Source organism: Halorubrum tibetense, from assembly GCF_055396225.1.
In genome coordinates, this window is record NZ_AP043742.1 from 2,079,800 (window position 1) to 2,102,253 (window position 22,454).

The 22,454-nt window shown below is 66.9% G+C and carries 10 protein-coding genes and 1 tRNA gene; 4 read left to right on the forward strand and 7 right to left on the reverse strand.

The genetic code is table 11. From position 1 onward, the window contains the following. The first annotated feature begins 703 nt into the window (after positions 1 to 703). From ACZ5TV_RS10420 to gltB, 3 genes are all read left to right on the forward strand, one after another. The gene (locus ACZ5TV_RS10420; protein ID WP_464383811.1) at positions 704 to 2,995 is read left to right on the forward strand and encodes a midas domain-containing protein; all 2,292 of its coding nucleotides are present in this window, start codon (positions 704 to 706) and stop codon (positions 2,993 to 2,995) included. Between the two features lie 107 nt (positions 2,996 to 3,102). Further along, positions 3,103 to 3,270 (forward strand): HEWD family protein, encoded by a 168-nt coding sequence (locus ACZ5TV_RS10425; RefSeq protein WP_379782895.1) that lies wholly within the window; start codon positions 3,103 to 3,105, stop codon positions 3,268 to 3,270. Between the two features lie 294 nt (positions 3,271 to 3,564). Further along, on the forward strand, positions 3,565 to 8,289 hold the full coding sequence (gene gltB / locus ACZ5TV_RS10430) for a glutamate synthase large subunit (protein ID WP_464383812.1): 4,725 nt from the start codon (positions 3,565 to 3,567) through the stop codon (positions 8,287 to 8,289). A gap of 76 nt (positions 8,290 to 8,365) precedes the next feature. Here gltB and ACZ5TV_RS10435 read toward each other — a convergent pair whose 3' ends face one another. The 3 genes from ACZ5TV_RS10435 to ACZ5TV_RS10445 form a co-directional block, all read right to left on the reverse strand. Next, positions 8,366 to 10,441: an ABC transporter ATP-binding protein gene (locus ACZ5TV_RS10435; protein ID WP_379781546.1), complete on the reverse strand. Its 2,076-nt coding sequence runs from the start codon at positions 10,439 to 10,441 to the stop codon at positions 8,366 to 8,368. A 223-nt stretch (positions 10,442 to 10,664) separates the two neighbouring features. After that, positions 10,665 to 12,899: a prolyl oligopeptidase family serine peptidase gene (locus ACZ5TV_RS10440; RefSeq protein ID WP_379781548.1), complete on the reverse strand. Its 2,235-nt coding sequence runs from the start codon at positions 12,897 to 12,899 to the stop codon at positions 10,665 to 10,667. Between the two features lie 110 nt (positions 12,900 to 13,009). Further along, on the reverse strand, positions 13,010 to 13,330 hold the full coding sequence (locus tag ACZ5TV_RS10445; RefSeq protein ID WP_379781550.1) for a hypothetical protein: 321 nt from the start codon (positions 13,328 to 13,330) through the stop codon (positions 13,010 to 13,012). 172 nt (positions 13,331 to 13,502) lie between these two features. Between ACZ5TV_RS10445 and ACZ5TV_RS10450 the strand changes: the two genes are divergently transcribed. Next, on the forward strand, positions 13,503 to 14,582 hold the full coding sequence (locus ACZ5TV_RS10450) for an NAD(P)/FAD-dependent oxidoreductase (protein WP_379781552.1): 1,080 nt from the start codon (positions 13,503 to 13,505) through the stop codon (positions 14,580 to 14,582). 195 nt (positions 14,583 to 14,777) lie between these two features. On the opposite strand, the gene ACZ5TV_RS10455 is transcribed toward ACZ5TV_RS10450, so the two are convergent. From ACZ5TV_RS10455 to ACZ5TV_RS10470, 4 genes are all read right to left on the reverse strand, one after another. Beyond that, complete coding sequence (locus ACZ5TV_RS10455) at positions 14,778 to 18,455, reverse strand: S8 family serine peptidase (RefSeq protein ID WP_464383813.1); 3,678 nt, start codon at positions 18,453 to 18,455, stop codon at positions 14,778 to 14,780. A gap of 641 nt (positions 18,456 to 19,096) precedes the next feature. After that, a tRNA-Gly gene (locus ACZ5TV_RS10460) sits at positions 19,097 to 19,167 on the reverse strand. Between the two features lie 34 nt (positions 19,168 to 19,201). Continuing rightward, complete coding sequence (locus ACZ5TV_RS10465) at positions 19,202 to 21,694, reverse strand: methyl-accepting chemotaxis protein (RefSeq protein ID WP_379778593.1); 2,493 nt, start codon at positions 21,692 to 21,694, stop codon at positions 19,202 to 19,204. Between the two features lie 123 nt (positions 21,695 to 21,817). Further along, the gene (locus ACZ5TV_RS10470; protein WP_379778591.1) at positions 21,818 to 22,438 is read right to left on the reverse strand and encodes a class I SAM-dependent methyltransferase; all 621 of its coding nucleotides are present in this window, start codon (positions 22,436 to 22,438) and stop codon (positions 21,818 to 21,820) included. Between the last annotated feature and the right edge of the window lie 16 nt (positions 22,439 to 22,454).

The following is a 22,454-nucleotide window of genomic DNA, read 5'->3' on the forward strand; positions in this document are numbered from 1 at the left end:
GTATCCTTCTGAATTCGAAAACTCATCTGGGACGAAAACCTTCCCGAATATAAGAGGTGTGACTCTTGAGGATATAAAGCCAATAAAAGAGGGATACAGAATAGAGTCTGAAACTCACGATATACAGTATTTAAGTAAAATCGTCTCGGACGGCGATGAGGCTCAAATTGTTCGCGGTGAAACGGTAGGACTTGAGGTTAGTGGACAAGGTCCTTCTAAAATCGAATTAGCAAACGATACAGAAACTATCACGATTGTCTCTGAGTTAGACAGTAACATTGTTCCGTATGACTCGCTCCAGATTGACTCTGGTAATTACTCTGTGGAGAGCGACTCATTCTCGGAGCAAACGCAGCTGAAGGTTATTGATCCAGATTTGAACGTCGTGACTGAAAATACAGAAATCTGGGTTAACGATGATATTGAGGCAACAGTCGCTTCCAACACCCCTCACCGGGAACTCAATATCGAATTGACTGACATAGATAGTTTACCTGTAGATCAAAAGCAAATCATCACTGACCGTTCCGGCTCTGCAAAGTTTGACTTTGATCCGCAAGATCCTGGGAAATTCTATCTTACTGCTACTGACTCAGTTACTGGGGTTTCCGTATCTGATTCGATCCGAATCATTGAACCTGAGGAACCAGAACTGAGTATCGGCCAGAAGGCACATTTTCTCGGGGACATTCTTCGGCTAACGTTGGTTCCTAGTCCGGATAGCAACACCACCGTCCTCACTATCACGGATCCGGACGGCAAGCACGTCGCAACCGCGGATCTGACCGCGCCGGACGGCGACCCGGTTGATGTCGAACTGAACACGTACGTCGCGGGGGACCCCGAGTACGACGCCGACTTCCTCACGGTCGAGGGGGCCACGATCGACGCGCTGTCGACCACCGAGCGCGACGGCCCGCTCCCCGCCGGCGAGTACACGCTCACGGCCCGCGCGGCCCCTAACGGCCCGGCCCACGCGGTCACTACGACGCTCGAACCGCGCTCGACGGACGACCTGACCGTCTACACGAACGCGACCGCGGAGCTTGACCCTGCCGACCTCCGCACCTCGCAGGCGGTCGCCGACGCGCTCGCCGCCGGAACCCTGACGCCCGCGACGACGGTCAACTCGACCGACACCCTCGTCTACGGGCTCGATGCGAGCGGCCTCGGCGGGTACCTCGCGACGCGCGATCCACGCCCGACGACCGGCACGGAGCTCGACGCCCTTCCGGGGCTCGCGTTCGCGGTGACGACGGACCCCGCGGACGGAGAACCGGTCACCCGGACCACCGCGTCGGGCACCGACCTCCTCACGCACGACGACGGGCTCTTCCTCGTCGGGACCGCGAACGACACCCTCGCGTCCACGGACGACGACGCCGACGACACCCCCGAAGAGGAAGCGCTCCTCGCGACCGCCGAGGTGCTCGACGACCGCCTGCGCGCGGCCGCCGCCGACGCGCCCACGGGCGACGACCCGCACACTGCCGCCGCGTCGATGACGTACCGGTCCCCGATATCGTCTTCCACGGAGGAGACGGAGCAGACGGAAGAGACGGAGCAGACGGAAGAGGCGTCGACGGAGGAGAACGAGACCGACGAACACGATATGAAGGAGGGGGATAGCACGGATGACAGCGGGAGTGAGGAGGCCGAGGAGGCGGCCGATACAGGATCGGACGACGGGTCTGAGTCCGATGCGGAAGGCGGTACTGACACTGAGGCCGACGGTCCGGACGAACCCGACGGCGACGGGGCGGACCCGGATACGACCGAGGAAACCGACGAGGCGGACGACACGGTCGACCCGGGTACGGACGAGGAACCGACCGACGAAACGGACTGGGAAACCGAAGACGGATCGGCTGAGACCGACGGTAGCGACGACACGGAACCGATCGACGCCGACGATGGGGACACACCGGACGACCTCGATGGTGGCGAGTCGGATGACGCCGCCGCCGACGGGACCACGCCCGACAGCACCGACGATGAACGCGCGCTCGACGACATCGACGACGGGGATACGACGGACGGGACGGATGGAATGGACGGGACGGATGGGGAAATGACGGACGGGGAGATGACGGATGAACAGATGACGGACGGGGAGAGAACGGATGAACGGATGACGGACGGGGAGAGAACGGATGAACAGATGACCGACGGGGAGATGACGGGCGATAGCACGACGGACGACACCACGTCTACCGGTACGGGAACGGATTCGGCGGGGACGACCGCGGACGGGGAGGCACTGCCCGAGAGCGAAACACCGACCGATAGCGACGAGACCGCTACGTCTCTCGGGTCCACCGCTTCGATCGACGACACCGGTGACGATCCAGCGGAACCGGTTTCGGACGAGATATCGTCGGGGGGTGAACCGTCCTCCAACACCCCCGTGAGCGACGAGACCAACTCGGGCGACGGTGACACACCCGGGGGCGGAGGTACTCCGCCGGACGGAGTCGAACCGACGGTCGACAGTGACCCTACTGATAGTGTCGGCCCGGCCGATAGTGTCGGCTCGACAGAGAGCGGAGATCCGACCGACAGCGCTGACGCGTCGTCCGCCGCGGACGACCTCGACGGGGCCCCGACTCCCGACCATCGTCCGGACCCCGGCGGGTTCGGTCCTCGTGCCGTCGCCGATCTCGCGGACGCCCAAGCGATATCGGGGCCGACACGCGGGACACCCGGACGGGTCGCGAGCGATGGGCCGGATCCGACGGAGACGGCCGCGACGGAGGCTGCTGCCGGACCGATCGGAACGGATACGTCCGAGGCCCGACTGCACGACGCGACGGTCGAGGAGTCCCCCGCTCCGACCGCCGTGCGAGACGTCGACGGCCATCCCGGACGCCCGCCCGGGATCGAGGAGGCTCCGCTCCGATCGACCGCCGACGACGTGCCGGGCTTCTGGGTCGCCGCCGCGCTCCTCGCACTCGTGTTCGCCGTCGGGGTCGGACTCCGGCGTTCCCGAAGGTGAAACGAGCGGGACGCCGCGTACAGTGGGAGGCGACCCCGACGGTCCGGACCGATAGGTTCGGCAGCACCGGCGGTACGTTTTTCGTCGTCCGTGACCTGTCTCGGGATATGAGCGTCACGATCACTCCTCCGACCGAGCGGACCTGTGAGCTGTGCGGCCGCGTGGAGCGGTGGGACGAGGACGTCGAGGGCTGGCGCATCGACGAGGAACCCGGCGATGTCTACTGTATTCACGACTGGGACATCAACGGAACGTACGCACCGTTTCAGGAGTGACCGCTCGCGGGTCGACCGCCCCGCACGACTCACCCTTCCGAGACCGAGCGGCGATGTCGGCGACTTTACTTTGGACGAACGTTTACTCCTTGCCGAGTTATCGTCAGTATCCGACGCGTGTTTTGGAAAACATCAGATAATCACGAGGGATATCCGAGAGAAGATCGCTGTTCTCAACTGTGGTAACGGATATCCACCCCTGATGAATAATTACCTTATATTCCCTAATGTGTGTACGATGGATCCTACCCGTATCAGGGTCATACCTTTAAGTGATAACCCGTGACGAGAAGTATGACCAAGCCACGTAGTACCACCCCCGAGCCGGACCGCCCCGACTCGGCGGGCCACGAAGAGGGACTCGCGTCCGTAACCGACGACCGATCGAACTGTGGGATCGGCGGCGTCGTCGACCTCGACGGCGAGCCGACCCACGACACCGTCGCCGACGCGGTCGAGCTGTTAGAGAACCTCGAACACCGCGGGACGACCGGGGCGGAGGAGGACACGGGCGACGGGGCGGGGATCATGGTCGCCCGTCCGGACGCGTTCTTCCGTGACGTCGTCGACGCCGACCTCCCCGCGGAGTACGCCGTCGGCTCCGTGTTCATGCCGACGGAGCCGAGCGTTCAGGCGCGGATCCACGACGTCATCGCGGAGGTGCTCTCGGTGTACGGGCTGGAGGTGCTCGCGTGGCGGGACGTCCCGACGGACAACGCGGATCTCGGCACGACCGCGCTCGACTCCGAACCCCACGTCTCACAGCTGTTCGTCGCGCCCGTCGAGGGGGCGGGGCTCGCCGAACGGTTCACCGCGCCCGATGACGACCCCGATGCCGACCCCGCGCTGCTCGGGTTCGACCGCGCGCTGTACGCCGCCCGCCGCGAGATCGAAAACGCGGTCACCGACGTCGACGGCGCGGGGCGGTTTTACGTCTGCTCGCTCGACCGCCAGCGCGTCGTCTACAAGGGGCTCCTGAAGGGTTCCCAGCTCGCGGGGTACTACCCCGACCTCGCCGACGACCGCTTCGCGAGTCACGTCGCGTTGGTCCACGCCCGGTTCTCGACGAACACGCTCGGCGCGTGGCACCTCGCACACCCGTACCGGAACATCGTCCACAACGGGGAGTTCAACACGATCCGCGGGAACGTCAACTGGATGCGCGCCCGCGAGAACGACCTCGAACACCCGGCGTTCGGCGCGGAACTGGAGACGATCAAGCCGGTGATCGACGACCCGAACCAGTCCGACACCGCCAGCGTCGACAACGCGACGGAACTCCTCCTTCAGACGGGCCGTGACCTCCCGCACGTCCTCCGAATGCTCGTCCCGGAGGCGTTCCGCGACGACGAGCTGATGGACGAGGCTCGCGCCGACTTCTACGACTACCACGCCTCGCTCGTCGAGCCGTGGGACGGCCCCGCGCTCGTGATCGGGTTCGACGGCGAGCGCGTCGCGGGCGTGCTCGACCGCAACGGGCTTCGCCCGTGCCGCTACGAGGTGACCACCGAGAACCGCCTCGTCGTCGGCAGCGAGGTCGGCGCGCTCCCCACGGACGCCGCCGACGTGACACGTCGCGGTCGGCTCCAGCCGGGCGAGATCTTCGTCGCCGATCCCGAGGCGGGACGGATCGTCCCCGACGACGAGGTGTTCGCGGAGCTCACCGACGAGCGGTACGGCGAGTGGGTCGACGAGGAGCAGGCCGCGCTCGAACAGGTCGTTGCCGACGCCGGACCGAGCGGGAGCGGCGGCGAGCCGGATGCGACCGGCGACGACAGTGGGCCGGACGCGACCGGCGACGACGGCGGCGAGACCGCTGCTGGCGTCGACACCGGCGAAAATCGGACGGTTCGTGCCTACCAGGCGGCGTTCGGCTACACGACCGACTCGCTGAACCACCTCGTCGAGCCGATGGCCGAGTCCGGCAAGGACCCGGTCGGCTCGATGGGCGACGACACGCCGTTGTCGGTGCTCGCCGACGTCGACCGCCCGCTGTTCACCTACTTCAAACAGCTGTTCGCGCAGGTGTCGAACCCGCCGATCGATTACATCCGCGAGGAGCTCGTCACCTCCCTGGAGTCGCGGATCGGTAACCAGCGCAATCTGCTCGCGGAGACGCCCGAGCACGCCCGCCAGATCGTTACCGACTCACCGGTGCTCACCGACGCGGAGACCGCCGCGCTGAAATCCCTTGGCGGGGACGACGGTGTCGACGGGACCGGCGCCGGACACGAGTTCTCCGCCGTAACGGTCGACATCACGTACGACACCGGAACCTCGCTCACCGACGCCGTGAACCGCGTCCGCGACGACGCCGCCACGGCGATCGAAGCCGGTGCGGACGTCGTGGTCCTCTCGGACCGCGCGGTCGGATCGGGTCGGCTCGCGGTCCCGAGCCTGCTCGCGACCGGTGCGGTCCACCACCAGCTGGTCCGCGACGGCCTCCGCAACCGCGCGGGGATCGTCGTGGAGTCCGGCGAGCCACACGAGGTCCACCACCTCGCGACGCTCGTCGGCTACGGCGCGGACGCGGTCGACCCGTACCTCGCGTACGCCTCCATCGCCGACGTGGTCGCCGGGCCGGACGGCGCGGACGAGGCCGAGGCGCTCGCGGCGTACCGGGGCGCGCTAGAGGACGGCCTGCTGAAGACGATGGCGAAGATGGGGATCTCGACGATGGAGTCGTATCAGGGCGCGCAGATCTTCGAGGCGGTCGGGCTCGACTCCGGGTTCGTCGGCGAGTTCTTCGCCGGCACCGAGATCCGCACCGAGGGGATCGGGATCGAGCAGATCGAGGACGACCTCCGCACCCGTCACGCGATGGCGTTCGGCACCGACCCCCAGCTGGAGACGATCGGCGAGTACGAGAACCGCTCGTCCGGCGTCAAACACGGCTGGAACCCACAGACGGTCGGGACACTCCAGCAGGCGGTCCGCGGCGGCGACTACGAGACGTACACCGAGTTCGCCGAGCTCGTCAACGACCAGTCCGAGGAGCTGGTGACGCTGCGCGGACTCCTCGAGTTCGAATCCGACCGCGACCCGGTTCCCATCGAGGAAGTCGAGCCGGTCGAATCGATCGTCGAGCGGTTCTCGACGGCTGCGATGAGTCTCGGGAGCCTCTCGCCGGAGGCCCACGAGAACAACGCGATCGCGATGAACCGGCTCGGCGCGAAATCGAACACGGGCGAGGGCGGCGAGCCGCCCGAGCGGTTCGACACGGAGAAGGAGTGTTCGGTCAAGCAGGTCGCCTCCGGGCGCTTCGGCGTCACCGCCGACTACCTCGCGAACGCCGAGGAGGTACAGATCAAGATGGCGCAAGGGTCGAAGCCCGGCGAGGGCGGCCACCTCCCCGGCGAGAAGGTCAACGAGATGATCGCCCACGTCCGGTGTTCCACACCGGGTGTCGGGCTCATCTCCCCGCCGCCCCAACACGACATCTACTCGATCGAGGACCTCAAACAGCTGATCTTCGACCTGAAGGCGGCGAACCCCGACGCCGACGTGAACGTAAAACTCGTCTCGGAGGCCGGGATCGGCACCATCGCCGCCGGCGTCGCGAAGGCGAACGCGGACGTCGTCCACGTCTCGGGCCACTCCGGCGGGACGGGAGCGTCCCCGAAGACGTCGATCAAGAACGCGGGGCTCCCGTGGGAGCTCGGGCTGGCCGAGGCGAACCAGATGCTCCGTGCGACCGGGCTGCGCGACCGGATCCGCGTTACCGCCGACGGCGGGCTCAAGACCGGTCGCGACGTCGCCGTGGCGGCCGCGCTCGGCGCGGAGGAGTACGTGTTCGGCACGGCGTCGCTCGTCACCTCCGGCTGCGTGATGGCCCGGCAGTGCCACGAAAACACCTGTCCGGTCGGCGTGGCGACCCAGCGCGAGGACCTCCGGAACCGCTTCCCCGGCCAGCCGGACCACGTCATCAACTACATGACGTTCATCGCACAGGAGCTGCGCGAGATCATGGCGGAGCTCGGGTTCCGCGAGGTCGAAGCGTTCGTCGGCCGCCCCGACCTCCTCACGCAGCGTGACACCGACCACGAGAAGGCGAAACACCTCGACTTATCGGCAGTGATCGCCGACCCCGCCGGCGACGCGCGCACGAAGACGCGCGAACAGACCCACCCCGGCATCGAGACGCTGCTCGACTGGGACCTCATCGAGGAGGCCCGCCCCGCCATCGAGGACGGCGCGCCGGTCGCGCTCACCCGCGAGATCGACAACATCGACCGCGCGGTGGGCGCGACGCTCTCGAACCGGATCGTCAGCGAACACGGCGGCGACGGGCTCCCCGACGACACCGTCACCTGCCGGTTCGACGGCCACGCCGGGCAGAGCTTCGGCGCGTTCCTCGCACGGGGGATCACCCTGGAGCTTTCCGGCGCGGCAAACGACTACGTCGGTAAGGGACTCTCCGGCGGCCGGATCGTCGTGAACACGCCCGCGGACGCTGGGTACGACCCGGCCGAGAACGTCGTCGCCGGCAACGTCTGTCTGTACGGCGCGACCGCGGGCGAGGCGTACGTCAACGGCGTCGCCGGCGAGCGGTTCGGCGTCCGCAACTCCGGGGTTCGGGCGGTCGTCGAGGGCGTCGGCGACCACGGCTGTGAGTACATGACCGGCGGCGTCGTCGCCGTGCTCGGCGACACCGGCCGCAACTTCGCGGCCGGGATGTCCGGCGGCGTGGCGTACGTGTACGACCCCGATGACCGCTTCGCGGAGCGCGTCAACCGCGGGATGGTGTCGCTGTCGACCGAGCTCGACACGAGTGACGAACGGATGCTCCGCCGGCTCGTCGAGAACCACCACGCGTACACCGACAGCGAGCGCGCCGCCGAGCTGCTCGACGACTGGGCGGCCGCGCTCGACGAGTTCGTCCGCGTGTTCCCCGACGCCTACGCCGATGTCATCGCGGAGGGGAAAGGCGCGGACGTGCGCGAGGAGCCGCCCGCGCCCGCGGACGCGGTCCCGGAACGCGTCGGCGACGCGGCCAGCCAGGTCTCCGGCGACGACTGAACGGCTGGGTCCTTGGGGACGACCGAAGCGCCGTCTCCGGCAACGAGGTCGCTTCACCCCCGTCCTTCCCGGTCGATTACTCGTCCAGCGTTTCGCGTTCGACGGTCCCCTCGACGACCCCTTCGACGCCGCGCTGGACGTGTCGTGCCCGGGCTCGTTCGACGAACTCCTCCGGGAGGTCCTCTATCTCGCCCGCCTGTACGCCCCACAGCTTCGCGTACAGCCCGTCGGCCTCGATGAGCTCGTCGTGGGTCCCCCGTTCGACCACCTCGCCGTCCTCCAACACGAGCGTCGTGTCCGCGTCGGTGACCGTCGAGAGCCGGTGAGCGATGACGAACGTGGTACGGTCGGCCGCCAGCCGGTCGAGCGAGCGCTGGATCAGCATCTCCGTCTCCGTGTCGACCGCGCTCGTCGCCTCGTCGAGCACGAGGATCGCGGGGTCCTGTAACACCACGCGCGCGATCGCGACGCGCTGGCGCTGGCCGCCGGAGAGCTTCACGCCGCGCTCGCCGATCCGCGTGTCGTACCCGTTCGGCAGCGAGTCGATGAACTCGTGGGCTTCGGCCGCCTTCGCCGCCTCGACCACGCGGTCGCGGACCGCGTCGTCCGCGGGACGCTCATCGGCGTCTACCCGGGCTCCCGTGAACCGCCCGTAGCGGATGTTCTCGGCGATCGTGCCGTCGAACAGCGTCGTGTCCTGTGAGACGTAGCCGATCGACGAGCGGAGGCTCGCAACCGTCACGTCCCGGACGTCGTGGCCGTCGACGCGGATCTCGCCGTCCGTGACATCGTACAGGCGCGCGAGCAGTTTGAGCAGGGTCGACTTCCCCGCGCCGGTCGGCCCGACGAGCGCGACGGTGTCGCCGGGGTCGGCGGCGAAGGAGACGTTTCTGACCACCACCTCGTCGGCGTCGGCCGGGTCGACGAGCGCGTTCTCGGCGTATGCGAACGAGACATCGTCGTAGACGACCTCGCCGTCGACACCCCGGTCGCCGTTCCCGCTGCTCCGGTCGCCGTTCCTGCCGCCGCGGTGGCCGTCTCCGCCGCCGAGGACGACCGCGTCCTCGCGATCCGTGATCCGCACCGGGATGTCTCGCAGCCCGAACACGCGCTCGGAGGAGGCTTTCGCGTTCTCGTACTGGTCGACGATGTTCGACACCTCTGCAAGCGGGGCGACGAACTGCTGGGTCAGGAGGATGAACGTCACGAACGTGCCGACCGTCAACTCCGTGGTGAACGGCCCCGGTGGCCCCTGTGCGAGCCAGTAGCCGCCGACGAGGAACGTCGCCGCGAAGGCGAGCCCGGCCAGCAGCTCCATCCCGGGGCGATACACGTAGTTGAGCCGCAGGATGTCCATCGTCCGCTCGAAGTAGTTCCGGGAGGCGGTCTCGACGCGCTCGCTCTCGTGTGACTCCGTGTTCGACGTCTTGACGAGCTCGACGCCGGAGAGGGCGTTCTCTAACACCGTGTTCAGATCGCCGACGATCGCCCGCTGTTCGACGTACCGCGGCTCGACCGCGCGCATGAACCAGAGCGTGAACAGGAACATGAGCGGGATCGCGGAGAGCGTGACGACGGCGAGCTCGTGGTTATAGTAGAAGAGGACGCCCGCGATGCCGAGCACCATCACGCCGAGTCGGGCGGTGTTCTGCAAGGCGTTATCGAGGAACACCTCCAGGTTCGAGGCGTCGTTGTTCAATACGGACATCACCTCGCCCGTCTGTTTGTCGTCGAAAAACGTCATGTCGAGCCGCTGCATCAGATCGAACGAGTCCGTTCGGACCGCGTGCATCACTCGATGGGCGAAGTTGTTGGCGGCGATGCCGTATATAAACGTAAACACGCCGGTGACGACGAACGCGCCGAGGATGAGGACGACCGACAGCTGGAACTGTGCGGGGTCGGTCGTCGGGAGCCACGCGTCCGGGACGATCGGGAGGGAGTACGGGCCGTCACCGGTGAAGACGGCGTCGATGGCGACGCCGAGGACCACTGGCGGGAGCAGTCCCGCGATCCGGGCGATCACGTTGGCGATCATCCCGATAACGAGCCAGTGAGCCTCGGCAGCGCCGTATTCGCGGAACAGCCGGACGAGCGGCCGGTCCACCCGGTCCCGATACACCTCGAACGCGTTCCGGTCGTCCGCGGCCATGCGCCGATCCGACGGGACGGGGGTGGATGTATCCGTTGGCTCCGGCCGGACGTTCCGGGTCGCGGTCGGCGGGTCGTCCGTCCGGTCGCGACTCCGCCCTGTGTTCTAAGTCCGGCTCGCGTTCCGACTCCGGCTCCTATTCCAGTTCCCGTTCCGACTCCGGTTCCTGTTCCGGCTCGTGTTCCGATCCCCCGCTCGCGTGTTATTCCCCCCTCGTCCCGGCTCAGGCCCCGGCGCTCCCGTCGCCCACGTCGAGCGCCTCGTAGAGGAACGTCCACGCGTCGACCTGCTCGTCGACGATCATCGACTTCGGTCGGCCGACGCCGTGGCCGGTGTCGGACTTCGTGCGGAGGAGGAACGGCCCGCCATCCGCCTCCGCCTGCATCCGCGCGGCCATCTTCCGGGCGTGTGAGGGGTGGACGCGGGTGTCGCTCGCGGCGGTCCGGAACAGGGTCGCTGGGTACTCTACCCCCGACTCGACGTTGTGGTACGGCGAGTACTCGCGGATATACTCGAACGCCTCGGGGTCGTTCTCGGGGTGGCCGTACTCCGTCGTCCATGACTCGCCGAGCAGGAACCGGTGGAACCGTAACATGTCCAGAAGCGGCACCTCACACTGGACCGCGCCGAACAGGTCCGGACGCTGGGTGAGCACTGCGCCGACGGAGAGCCCGCCGTTCGATCCGCCGGCGACCGCCAACCGATCGGGCTCGGTGTACCCCGATCCGACGAGCCACTCGCCGGCCGCGATGAAATCGTCGAACGTGTGTTGTTTCGCCGCCAGCATCCCCGCCTCGTGCCACGCCTCGCCGTACTCGTACCCCCCGCGGGCACAGACGAGCGCGAACACCCCGTCGTCGGCGAGAAACGGGAGCCGGAACCGCGAGAACGACGGCGTGACGCTGTTGCGGAAGCCGCCGTACCCGTACAGGACGGCCGGCCGCGGCGCGCCACTCGGACCGCCGTCGTCGGCTACGTCCTCGCGATAGCAGACGAACACCGGGACCTCGGCGTCGTCGGTCGACTCCACGAACGCCTGCTCGACGACGAGGTCGTCGGGGACGTCCACGTCGACGGACGCGATCGTCTCTCCTCCCGTCCCCGCCTCCCGCTCACTGTCGATGTCGACACGGGTCACCGCCGGCGGACGATCGAACCCGGTGACGCCGTAGAACGCCTCCGGCTCCCCGCGGGCCGCGGTGGTCCAGGTGACCGTGGCGTAGTCGGGAAGCGGGAGATCCCGCCGATGCGTTCCGTCGCGGTCGTGGACCGAGAGCCGCGAGTGGGCGTCGCGCTGGGTGTGGACGACCAGCCGGTCGCCCGTTGGCACCGCCGACTGGAGGATCGACTCGCGTTCCCCGATCACCTCGCGGCACTCCGCGAACTCGAGGTCTCCCTCCCGGAAGCGCTCGACCGAACAGGCGAGCAGCCGATTTCGCGGTGCCTCGTGGTCCGTATGGAGGAACGCGGTCCCGTCGTGGAACCGGACGGACGTCTCCGCGTCGGTGTCCGTGAGGACGGGCCGGAGCTCGCCGTCGACGTGGACGTACCACTCGGTCCCGCCCATCATCTCGGAGAACCCGACCGCGAGCAGCCCGCTGTCCGGGTCGACGGTCACGCCCGGCCAGACGTGCTGGTCGTCGTGTTCCAACAGGGTCGTCTCCGATGTCTCCGGTGACTCCGGCGGCTCCGGCGGTTCGTCCTCTCCCTCTCCGGTTCCACCCGCATCACTCCTGCCGTCCAGGCGATATCGACGGAGCGCTTTATCCATCTGTGCGCCCTCGTCGGCCGCGCCGGTCGCGACGTAGTAGAACCCCTCACCGTCGGCCTCCCACGCGAAGCTCGATGCGTTCACCCGTCCCCGTCGTTCGAGGACGACCTCCGGATCCGGGCCCGGCCCGGGCGTGTGGCCGTCGGACTCCACTCCGTGTTCGCCGATCGCGTCGGCGTCCGGGACCGGAAGAACACGGACATCGTAGTTCTCGTCGCCGCCCTCCGTGACGCCGACGGCGACGTGGTCGCCGTCGTGGGCGGCGGAGTACCACCCCATCGACCGCGGCGGACCGTCGCTCTCGGGGTCGTTTCCGGGCCACGCGTTCGGGTCCGCGAGGACGACTCCCTCGCCCCCGGGTTCGGCGCGGACTTCGAGTCGCGGGTGGTCGTCGGTCGGCTCCTGAACCGTCGTGAAGTACCGGTCCTCCCGCACGACCACTGAGCCGTAGTCCGCGACCTCGGCGACCGATTCGAATCGTGGTCGGAGCCGCTCGCTCGTCGGCGTGTCGAGGTAGGCGTCGGCGTACGCGTTCTGCCGCTCTACCCACTCCTCGACGGCCTCGGTATCGTCCTCCAACCACCGGTAGGGGTCGTCGATCTCCACGCCGTGAAGCGTCTCCGTAACGACGTTGCGGTCGGTGTCGGGCGGGTCGGGCGACGCCGCCGTCTCGTCCCGTCGTGGCATGGAAGCTCGTCTCACGCCCGGCGCAAAACGGCTGGGGTATCGGGGCGGATCGCCGGTGTTCCGCGAGGCTCTCGGGTCGGCCAGAGTCGGTTAGGGCCGGTTAGACCCGGTCACCACGGCCAGTAGCCCGCCACGAGCAACAGGTTCCGAGCGGCCGCGGCGAGCGAGAGGAGCCCCACACACCCGCACATCACCGTGGCGACGAGCCGACGGGATCCCCCGGCGATCGCGACGGGGATCCCGATGACGACCATCCCGATCGCCTTCGTCACTAGCATCCCGCGCGTCGGCCCGAGTCGCGTGATGAGCGCGCTGCCGATCGGCGACCCCTCGACGAACTCGCCGCTCGTGATCGCGAGGTGCGTCGACCACACGTCGGCGACGGTGCCGACGACGAGGAGGACGACCGCGGCGACGAGCGGGGGTGACATCACCGTACCGAACGGGGTACCCCGACATAAGTCTCCGGAACCGTGGTGCGATCCCCTCCCTGTGACCGGCGCGAGTCCCGGTCGGTGACTCGACGGCCGACGTGCCGCGGTCGGTCGTTCACCGCGCACACCACGACGGCTTTTAAGCCGATCCGACCCCTCCGATCCGGTAATGACCGATTCCGACGGAACGGAGTACGAGGTCGCGGTCGTCGGGGGTGGCCCCGCGGGACTGACGACCGCGTTGTACGGCGCGCGACTCGGCCACGAGACGGTGCTCATCGACCGTGGCGGCGGTCGAGCGGCGATGATGGCCGACACCCACAACGTGATCGGCGTCACCGAGGACGTCTCCGGCAACGAGTTCCTCGCCACCGGCCGCGAGCAGGTCGAGTCGTACGGCGGGACGTTCGAGCGCGGCTTCGTCACCGACGTCGAACGCACCGGCGACGGCCGGTTCCGCCTGACGACCAACGACGCCGAGGTCCTCACGGAACGCGTCGTTCTCGCGACCGGCTTCTCCGACGAGCGCCCGGACCCGCCGCTTCCCCGGACCGGCAAGGGGCTCCACTACTGTCTCCACTGTGACGCGTACATGTTCGTCGACGAGCCCGTGTACGTGATGGGCCACGGCGAGGCGGCCGCCCACGTCGCGATGATCATGTTGAACGTCACCGGCGACGTGGACCTGCTGACCCGCGGGGCGGAGCCGACCTGGAGCGAGGAGACGGCGGAACGGCTCGACGCCCACCCGGTCGACGTGATCCACGAGGACGTCAGCGGCGTCGAGAACGATCCCGACTCCGGCTGGCTGGAGGCGTTGGAGTTCGAAGACGGGAGCCGCCGGGAGTACCGTGGCGGGTTCGCGATGTACGGCTCCGATTACAACACGGCACTCGCGGAGGGGCTGGGCTGCGAGCTGACCGAGGGCGGCGAGATCGACGTCGACGACCACGGGCGCACGAGCGAGGACGGGGTGTTCGCAGTCGGCGACATCACTCCCGGGCACAATCAGGTGCCGGTCGCGATGGGCCAGGGCGCGAAGGCCGGCCTCGCGATCCACAAGGAGCTCCGGGAGTTCCCGCGTTCCGCCGAGGATATCGAGGCGGACGGCCCCGTCGATGCGTCGGAGGTCCCCGCGATTCCGCCACGGTTGCTCGCCACTGCCGTCGCTCACGAGGGGCACGCGGGCGGGCCGCGCGAGGAGGGGGAGCCGGCGACCGAACCCGAAGTCCCTGCGACCGACGACTGAACACATCCCGACTGTTTCTCGCGTACCGATCCCCCCGTTCACACTCCTGTCGCTTCGCGAACGCTACGACTATCGATTCGTGAACGCCGCGACCGAACAAAAATAAGCCGCGTGAGCGGAGGTTTGCGCGTCGAAACGGCAGAGTGAGAGCCCGCGCGCGGTAGCGCGCAGCGCTCCAGCCTACCGGGGTCGATCTTAGACGGCGGCGGCGACAGCGCCGTCGGTGTCGATCGATGTCGCGTCCTGCTGTTCTTCGAGCAGTTCGTCGGCGTCCGTGTCGCCGTCGACGATCATGTCGAGGAGGGCGATCACGTCGCCGGTGTGGATCTCGCCGTCCTGAGTGACGTCAGCCAGCGCGGGGTAGAAGTCGTCTGCCGGCTCCTCGCCCGCGATGTACTGCTGGATCAGGATCGCGTCGAACGCGTTGATCTCGCCGTCGTTGTTCACGTCGCCGAGCTGGCCGGCGGTGAGCGTGGCGTCCTCGAAGTCGGCGTCGATCTCGCCGTCGGAGGCGAACACCGCGCTGTCCGCGTCGAACTCGAGGTGAGCGGTGTCGCCGTGGTCACCGAGGAACGTCACCTCGACATCGAGCATGTCGGGGGCGTCGACGCCGCTGGCCTGTGCCTGAGCGACGGCGAACGTCCCGTTCTCGTTGTCGATGTTCGTCGCGATCGAGCCCTCGATATCGGCTTTCTCGACGCCTTCGATCTGGGCGTAGTCGGGGTCGAAGTCGACGAAGACCTCGTAGCCGGCCACGTCGTCAGCCGAGGTGTTCATCGTCACCGTGTCGGTCTGACCCGGTGCGAAGAGGAACTCGCCGTCACCGAAGGAGACGGTGGTGTCGGCGGGCTCCTCGTCGTCGTCTTCGACGGTGAGCGTCCAGACGTCGCTCTGGTCGTCCTCGAGGGCGATGTACCAGTCGTACTCGCCTTCCTCTTCAGGCGCGGTGATATCGAAGGTGACCGTGCCCTGCTCGCCCGCATCGAGTTCGATCTCTTCGGTGGCGAGGGTGTCGCCAGCGAAGACGAACTCGACGGTGGCGGTGCCACCCTCGTCGCCGGTGTTCTCCACCGTCGCGTCGACCGCGAGTTCAGCGCCGGGCGTGACCGTGAAGTCACCGGACGGGTCGACATCGACGATCTCCCACTCATCGCCGGGCTGTTCCGGAGACTCGCCGTCAGCGACGTACTCGACGGAGTTACCCAAGAGTGTGTCGGCTTCGGCGGAGAAGTCGCCGGAATCGACGAAGAGGCTGCTGCCGAACGAGGAGAGCAGCATCGTGTTCTTGTCTTCGTCAACGGCGATACCGTCGCCGTCGTCGACGCCACCGGCTTGGATGTGGCCGATCACGTCGCCTTCGTAGTCGTCGAACCACGTGTGGTCTGCGAAAGTCGCCGAGTGGATCGGGAGCGTGTCACCGACCTCACCGAGGTCGTCGAAGACCGGGTGATCCTCGAGGATCTCGAAGTCGGGGTTCGGCGATGTGAACGCTTGGTCCGTCGAGGCCGGGTTGCCGACCGCGTCGGACTTCTGTTCGATCGCGTTCGAACCGGAGCCCCAGTTGTCTAGCCAGACGACGCCGACCGACTCGTCGTCGGTGTAGTCGAGGAACGTCTCGATGTCAGCGTCCATGTTCTGGACGACGTACGCGTCGTACTCACCGTTCTCGGCAGCGTCGACCGCTTCGCTCCCGCTGATCAGCGAAAGGTCGTACATTTCGGAAAGCTCGTCTTCGAGCCGCTCGAAGACGTCATCACCGTAGGTGCCGTCGTCGACGACGGCAACCGGAGCGAAGTCCTCGAACACCTGGGTCGGACCGGTGGTCACGTCGAGGGAGTCACCGAGGCCCTCGAAGGTGTGATCGAGATACAGGTCGCCCTCGGTGTCGGATTCGGTCGTAACCGTGAGGGTTGCCTCGCCGGTGAGGCCACCGACGTCGACGGGCTCACCCTCCTCGATCTCGTCACCGTTGAGTTCGAAGGTGAGGTCGCCGTCGTAGCCGCCGTCGCGCTCGACGGTGTACGTCTCGAGGTTGGCGACATCGACGACGACGTCGAAGGCGTCACCGCCCTCAAGGCCCTCTGGCTGGCCCTCGACGAGTTCGACGCCGAGCGCGTCATCGAGCCCGAAGTCCTGCTCGACGACCGTCTCGTCGTCGGGGATCTCGACGGTCTCGCTGACTTCCCCGTAACCGAAGCCGGTCGCTGTCACCGTGTACTCGCCCGGCCCGGCGATGAGTTCGTACATACCGTCCGAATCGGTTTCGACCGCTGCGCCGGTGTCGAGCGTGACGGTGGCTCCCTCGATGGGTTCGCCGTCACTGTCGGTCACCGTGCCCTCAATACCGCTATCGAGCGCGACGAACTGCGTCGCACTCAGGGCGTCGATAATGCCGTGACCGTAGTCTGTGTTCGGATCATCGTCAGGCGCGTCGTCGGGCTGTTCGGCCGTGTCTCGCATCGTGTCTTCGAACAGTTCGACGTTCGTCTCGCCCATGGCGGAGGCCATCAGCGCGAACGTCCCGGCCTTGTGCGGCTGGGACATCGACGTGCCGGAGTAGGTGCCGTCGTAGCCGCCGCCGGGCACCGCGCTCAGCACGTCGACACCGGGTGCGGCCGCGTCGGGCTGAACGTATTCATCGGGCCAGTAGTCGGGGGCGTCGTCCCCGAACGCGCTGTCGGTGTCGATCACTTCGCCACCGGAGAAGCTGGCGACGGTTTCGCTCTCGTCGACCGCGCCGCTAGCGAACGTGGAGTAGTAGTTACCGGGCGAACCGCTCGAACCGGCGGTGTTACCGATCGAGACCGAGAGGAGTTTACCGGCGTTCCGGATGTTCTCCGCGGGCTCGATCATGTCCGAAAGGTAGCCGTCAGCACCGAGGCTCATGCCCACGACATCGACGTCCTCCTGTTCGGCGGCCCATTCCATCCCGGCCGCGATCTGAGCGAAGCTACCGCCGCCGAAGTCGTCGAGCACTTTCGCGCTGTAGAGTTCGGCGTTGGGAGCGACACCGTACGCGGGAACGTCACCGTCGGGGGTCTGCGGACCGACGGCCGTGCCGCTCACGTGAGTCCCGTGACCGTTGCCGTCGTTCGGCTCGGAATCGATCGGGTTACCGGCATCGTCGAACTCCTGGAAGTTGTCCGGGTCCATATCGAAGTCCGGATGGTCGTTGTCGAGGCCCGTGTCGAGGATAGCCACTCCGGCACCCTCGCCAGTCACGCCGAGCTGATTCCACACGTCGGGCGCGTTGATCATCTCGAGCCCGTACGTGTACTCCTCGTCGTCGACGCTCACGTCGTCGGCAGAGGGGGCGTCAGCCGCTCCCGCATCGTCCGGGAGCGTCATCTCGAAGTTGGCGTGGAGCCGCTCGACGTTACGCATCTCCGCCAGCTCTTCAAGTGAAGTCTCCTGCGGATCGACTTCGAGAAGAACTGCGTTAGCAATGTGGAACTGGTTCAGCGCATCGACTCCGTCGGTTCGTTCCGCGAAGTCCATCACGCCCACCTGTGTCTCATCTGCGTGCCGCTCTAGCTCGTCGAGCGCCTGCTCTTGGCTCACACCGTCAAGATTCGCGGCGGGGAGCCGGGCGACGACTTCCACCGTGTCGCCGTCGGCGGTCCGGAACGCTTCTTCGAGCGCCGGGTCCACGTCGGCGCTACCGGCAGCCTGTGCGCTCACGTCCGGTGAGACGTCGTCAGTATCCAGTGAGCTGTCCATCTCGACGTCGAGTCCATCGACGTCGTCGAAGTCAGTCGTGACGTCAGCCGAGCCGGCGGCGGCGGCGGCCCCCGCAGTCGGAGCCAACATGGATACGACCATGATGGCTGCGAACAGCGCGGCAAACGTCTTCATATAGGTATTCTCTATCATCGTGTCGGATTCGTCCGTATGGATTACCGTCCGTCGTATCCGCAGGACACCCCTTCTGGGGTACACGAGACAGGGAGAGCGAGGATGGTAGTTATTGACTGGTTGTGATCTGGTATTGATCCCTTGTCACCTGCGAGAAATATACGCCCGCACATGGGACTAGAATAACTACGATGCTTCGAATCTACCCACACGACTCAGGGGACGGCACGCTCACGGACGTGTCAGGACATGAGACACGGACTACTGTTGACTTCGGAGCTGTGTAAGTCGAGATAACCATCGATTACTCACCCCTCGTTTCTGGAGTAAAGACTGTTTATACGATTGAAACAACGTCCGTTCGGATCGTCGTTATCACGACGTGGGCGGGGCCTCCCGCTCCCGTCTGCCGAACGATGCGGTGTCCCTCCCATCTCGGAGGGCTATCAATCGGGACCCGTGCGAGCAAAGGAACACGCTGTGTGCGACCTGCAGGGTTCGAATCCCTCGGCGATTTCTCTCACGTCGTTCGAGAAATGCGCCGGCCGGGATCCTCGCGAGTGAGCGAAGCGAACGAGTGAGGGTACGGGCGGCGCGCGACCGGAGGGAGTTTGCTGAGCGAAGCGAAGCAAACGTCGACTGACGGAGTCAGTCGGAAGTGCGCCGGCCGGGATTTGAACCCGGGCCATGAGCTTGGAAGGCTCAGGTCCTACCACTAGACCACCGGCGCGCGTTTTCGGGAAATAGCCGCCGGGATAAGGAGCTTACTCTTTTGGCCCGTCGTGCCCGCCGTCACTCAGCGCGGATCGATCGCCCACCGAATGGCCGTCCACACGGTTCGACCCGTCAACGAGGTCGGGGTCCCGAAACGGGTCGGCGGGGTCGGCTTCGCCGGTGTTCTCGGGTCTACCAGCGTCTTCGCCCCGGTCGACGTACTCGCCTCCGCGTCCGGAACCGACCTCAACTGCCCGGCGGTTGGGGTCGCCTCCGGCGTCAGCATCGACCTCGAAGGCGTCGGTCATCGACCGGAGCTCGCGGGCGAGTCGGCTGAGCTCGTGAGCCTCCGTCGAGACGGACTCCAGCGTGGCGGCCTGTTGTTCGGCGGTCGCCGCAACGGTCGTCGCCTCCGCCGTCGTCTCCTCGCTTATGCCGGCGAGTTCGTCGATCGCTCCGGTCACCTCGTCGACGGACGTGGCCTGTGCGTCCATCGCCTCGGCGATCTCTTGAACGCCGTCGTCCGCCGCCGCGACCCGGTCGGCCACGTCCGCAAGGGCTGTTCCGGCGGTTTCGGCCGTCTCCACGCCGTCGGCGACGCGAATCCGGATCGACTCCATCTCTTCGACGCTCGCCGCGGTCCGGTCGCGAAGGGCTTCGAGACGCGCTTCAACCTCGGCGGCGGAGCGCTGTGTCTCCTCGGCGAGCCGTTTCACCTCCTCGGCGACGACGGCGAACCCGGAACCGGCCTCGCCCGCACGGGCGGCCTCGATAGACGCGTTGAGCGCCAGCAGGTTCGTCCGGTCGGCGATCTCCGAGATGGTCTCGACGATCTCGTCGACGGCAGCCATCTCCTCGTCCAGCTGTGAGACCGTCTCGGCCGCAGACTCGGACTGCTCGTCTATCGCGTGTAGTTCGTCGACCGCGTTGGCGGCGGCGGCATGACCCTCCTCGGCGACTTCGTCCGCGCGACGAGAGGTGGCCGCCACCTGATCCGTCGAGGCGGCGACCTCCTGAACGGTGGCGGACATGTCTTCCATCTCGCTCGCGACCGCTGAGAGCTGTTCGCTCTGTCGGCTCGCTCCGGCGGAGATCTCGTCGACGGCGGCGCTCGTTTCCTGCCCCGCCTCGGCGACTTCGTCCGTTCCCTCCGTGACGGCCGCGCTGGCGGCCGCGACCTCGTCGGCGAACGCATCGACCTCGGCCACCGTCGCCTCGAGCTCGGACATCGCGTCGTTGAACGCGTCCGCGACCTCGCGGAGCGCCGCCGGGTCATCGGGGCGTGTCTCCACGCGGGCGGTGAGGTCCCCATCGGCGCATTCGCCCATCGTCTCGCCGAAGTCGGCCGCACGCTGTGTCAGCGTTTCCGCGAACGCCTCGCTGTCGGCACGCGCCTCCTCCGCCCGCCGCTTCTGCGTCTCCGCGGTCTCGATCTCATCCGCTAAGGAGTCGCGCATCGACCCGAACGCGCCGTACAACGTCCCGAACTCGTCACGACGCTCAGTCTCGAAGCTGACGTCGAGCGACCCCGATTCGAGCGCGTTCGCTTTCCGGCCTAGCCGCCCGAGCTCCCGCACCGTCCCCCGGCCCAGCGTCACGCCGAGGAATCCGAGCCCCACGACCGCGACGCCAACGATCAACAGGATGTTCCGGACGATCGAACCCGACAGGGCGTACGCCTCGTTTACCGGAACGTGAACGGCGACGAGCCACTCCTCGGAGTCGACCGGCGCGTACGCGACGAGGTACTCCTCGTTCGCGAGGCGGTCGGTGGCGTTCGTCGCCCCGTTCCCGTCGAACGCCAGCGTACCGCCGGACCGGAACCCCGGCTCGTCGAGCCCGTCAGCGATCTCGAACCACTCGTCGTCGCCGTACCGCGCCCCGGAGAGCGACGCCGAGTCGCTTGCGGCGACCGTACCGTCGGCGGCCACGAGGGTGGTGAAACTGCCGTCGGTCGGCTGCCGAGCGTCGGCAACGGCGGGAGCGAGGGCGACCTCCACGATCAGGTAATCGCGATCGCTCGTCATCGTGACGAGCGCCACTCGTCGTTCGCCGTCGACCTCGTAGGTCGGGCTGGTGAACACGTCGTCGCCGAACGCGAGGCTCCGGCTGAACCACTCGGCGTCGGTCACGGGTCCACCGTCCATCTCGCCGCTCGACGCGACGACGGTTCCGTTGTGTCGGTCGAAGTAATGGAACGCGATGACCTCGTCGGGGATCGTGATGTGACGCGATTCGAGAAACCGCTCGAGCTCGTCCGGTTCCCGGTCCATGCGGTCGGACGTCGCCGTGTCACGGAGCTCCGCTCGGCGCTCGCCGATCCAGACGTCGAGCTCCGTGCCACCGAGCTCGGCAACCGCGGTGTAGTCCTCACGGGCGTCCGATTCGAGGTGTTCTGTCGTCTCCGCGTACGTGACGACGCCGACGGCACCGATACCGGCGACGACGACGAGCGTCACGAGCGCGAACTTCGCGAGATAGCTGCGAGCGATGAATCCCGGTGTTACCCGGCGGAGGAACCGTTCGAGCGGATCTGAGCCCATCGATTCGAGATGCTCACGTACCGAAGGTTAACCCTTTCTCCCTGTTATCAGATGGGATATTTAGACGGTGGCGAGTGGCTGGCTCCATATCGAGCGTGGCCGGATCCCCGCGTTGATCACTGGTTATCGGCCACGGACGACCGCGTAACAGTTACCGCTGGAAACCTCGGATCTCGCTACAGTGAGGTCGCTGTCGGCGATATCTGTCTCGAACTCCGCTGGCGAGTAGATGTGGTAGAACCGGGGGACCGTCTCCCCGCCCGGGAGCGTCCAGTCGACGGTCGTGTCGAACCCTGATTCACGGTCGAACCGATCGTGCGCCGTGCTCCACGCGCTCACGAGCCCGACGCCTTCGGGGCGGAGGACCCGAGCGAGCTCGTTCAGGCTTCGAACCCGGTTCTCACGTGGCGAGAGATGGTGGATCGTCGCGACGTACACCGCGAGATCGACCGACTCGGTCCGGATCGGTAGCGCCGACGCGTTGCCGTGGACGAACTCGGCGCTGAATCCGTTGTCACGCGCGCGGGTCGCCGCCTCGCTCAGGAGCTCGCGACTGAGATCGACGCCGACGGCTCGCTCCGTCCGGTCGGCCAACAGCTCCGTGTGTCGCCCGTTCCCGCATCCGATGTCGAGACCATGGTTCCCCCGACGATCGGCGAGGAACGACTCGACCTCCGGCCACGCGTACTCACGCGTCGCGGCGAAGTGTCCGGCGATCCGGTCGTACGTCGATCGGAGGTCCATACGCTCCCGTTGTGGG

What these genes read in the sequence shown, in the direction of transcription:
- ACZ5TV_RS10470 (WP_379778591.1), bottom strand. Translation starts at nt 22,438, where the DNA reads ATGGACCTCCGATCGACGTACGACCGGATCGCCGGACACTTCGCCGCG.
- gltB (WP_464383812.1), top strand. Translation starts at nt 3,565, where the DNA reads ATGACCAAGCCACGTAGTACCACCCCCGAGCCGGACCGCCCCGACTCG.
- ACZ5TV_RS10435 (WP_379781546.1), bottom strand. Translation starts at nt 10,441, where the DNA reads ATGGCCGCGGACGACCGGAACGCGTTCGAGGTGTATCGGGACCGGGTG.
- ACZ5TV_RS10450 (WP_379781552.1), top strand. Translation starts at nt 13,503, where the DNA reads ATGACCGATTCCGACGGAACGGAGTACGAGGTCGCGGTCGTCGGGGGT.
- ACZ5TV_RS10445 (WP_379781550.1), bottom strand. Translation starts at nt 13,330, where the DNA reads ATGTCACCCCCGCTCGTCGCCGCGGTCGTCCTCCTCGTCGTCGGCACC.
- ACZ5TV_RS10425 (WP_379782895.1), top strand. Translation starts at nt 3,103, where the DNA reads ATGAGCGTCACGATCACTCCTCCGACCGAGCGGACCTGTGAGCTGTGC.
- ACZ5TV_RS10465 (WP_379778593.1), bottom strand. Translation starts at nt 21,694, where the DNA reads ATGGGCTCAGATCCGCTCGAACGGTTCCTCCGCCGGGTAACACCGGGA.
- ACZ5TV_RS10455 (WP_464383813.1), bottom strand. Translation starts at nt 18,455, where the DNA reads ATGATAGAGAATACCTATATGAAGACGTTTGCCGCGCTGTTCGCAGCC.
- ACZ5TV_RS10440 (WP_379781548.1), bottom strand. Translation starts at nt 12,899, where the DNA reads ATGCCACGACGGGACGAGACGGCGGCGTCGCCCGACCCGCCCGACACC.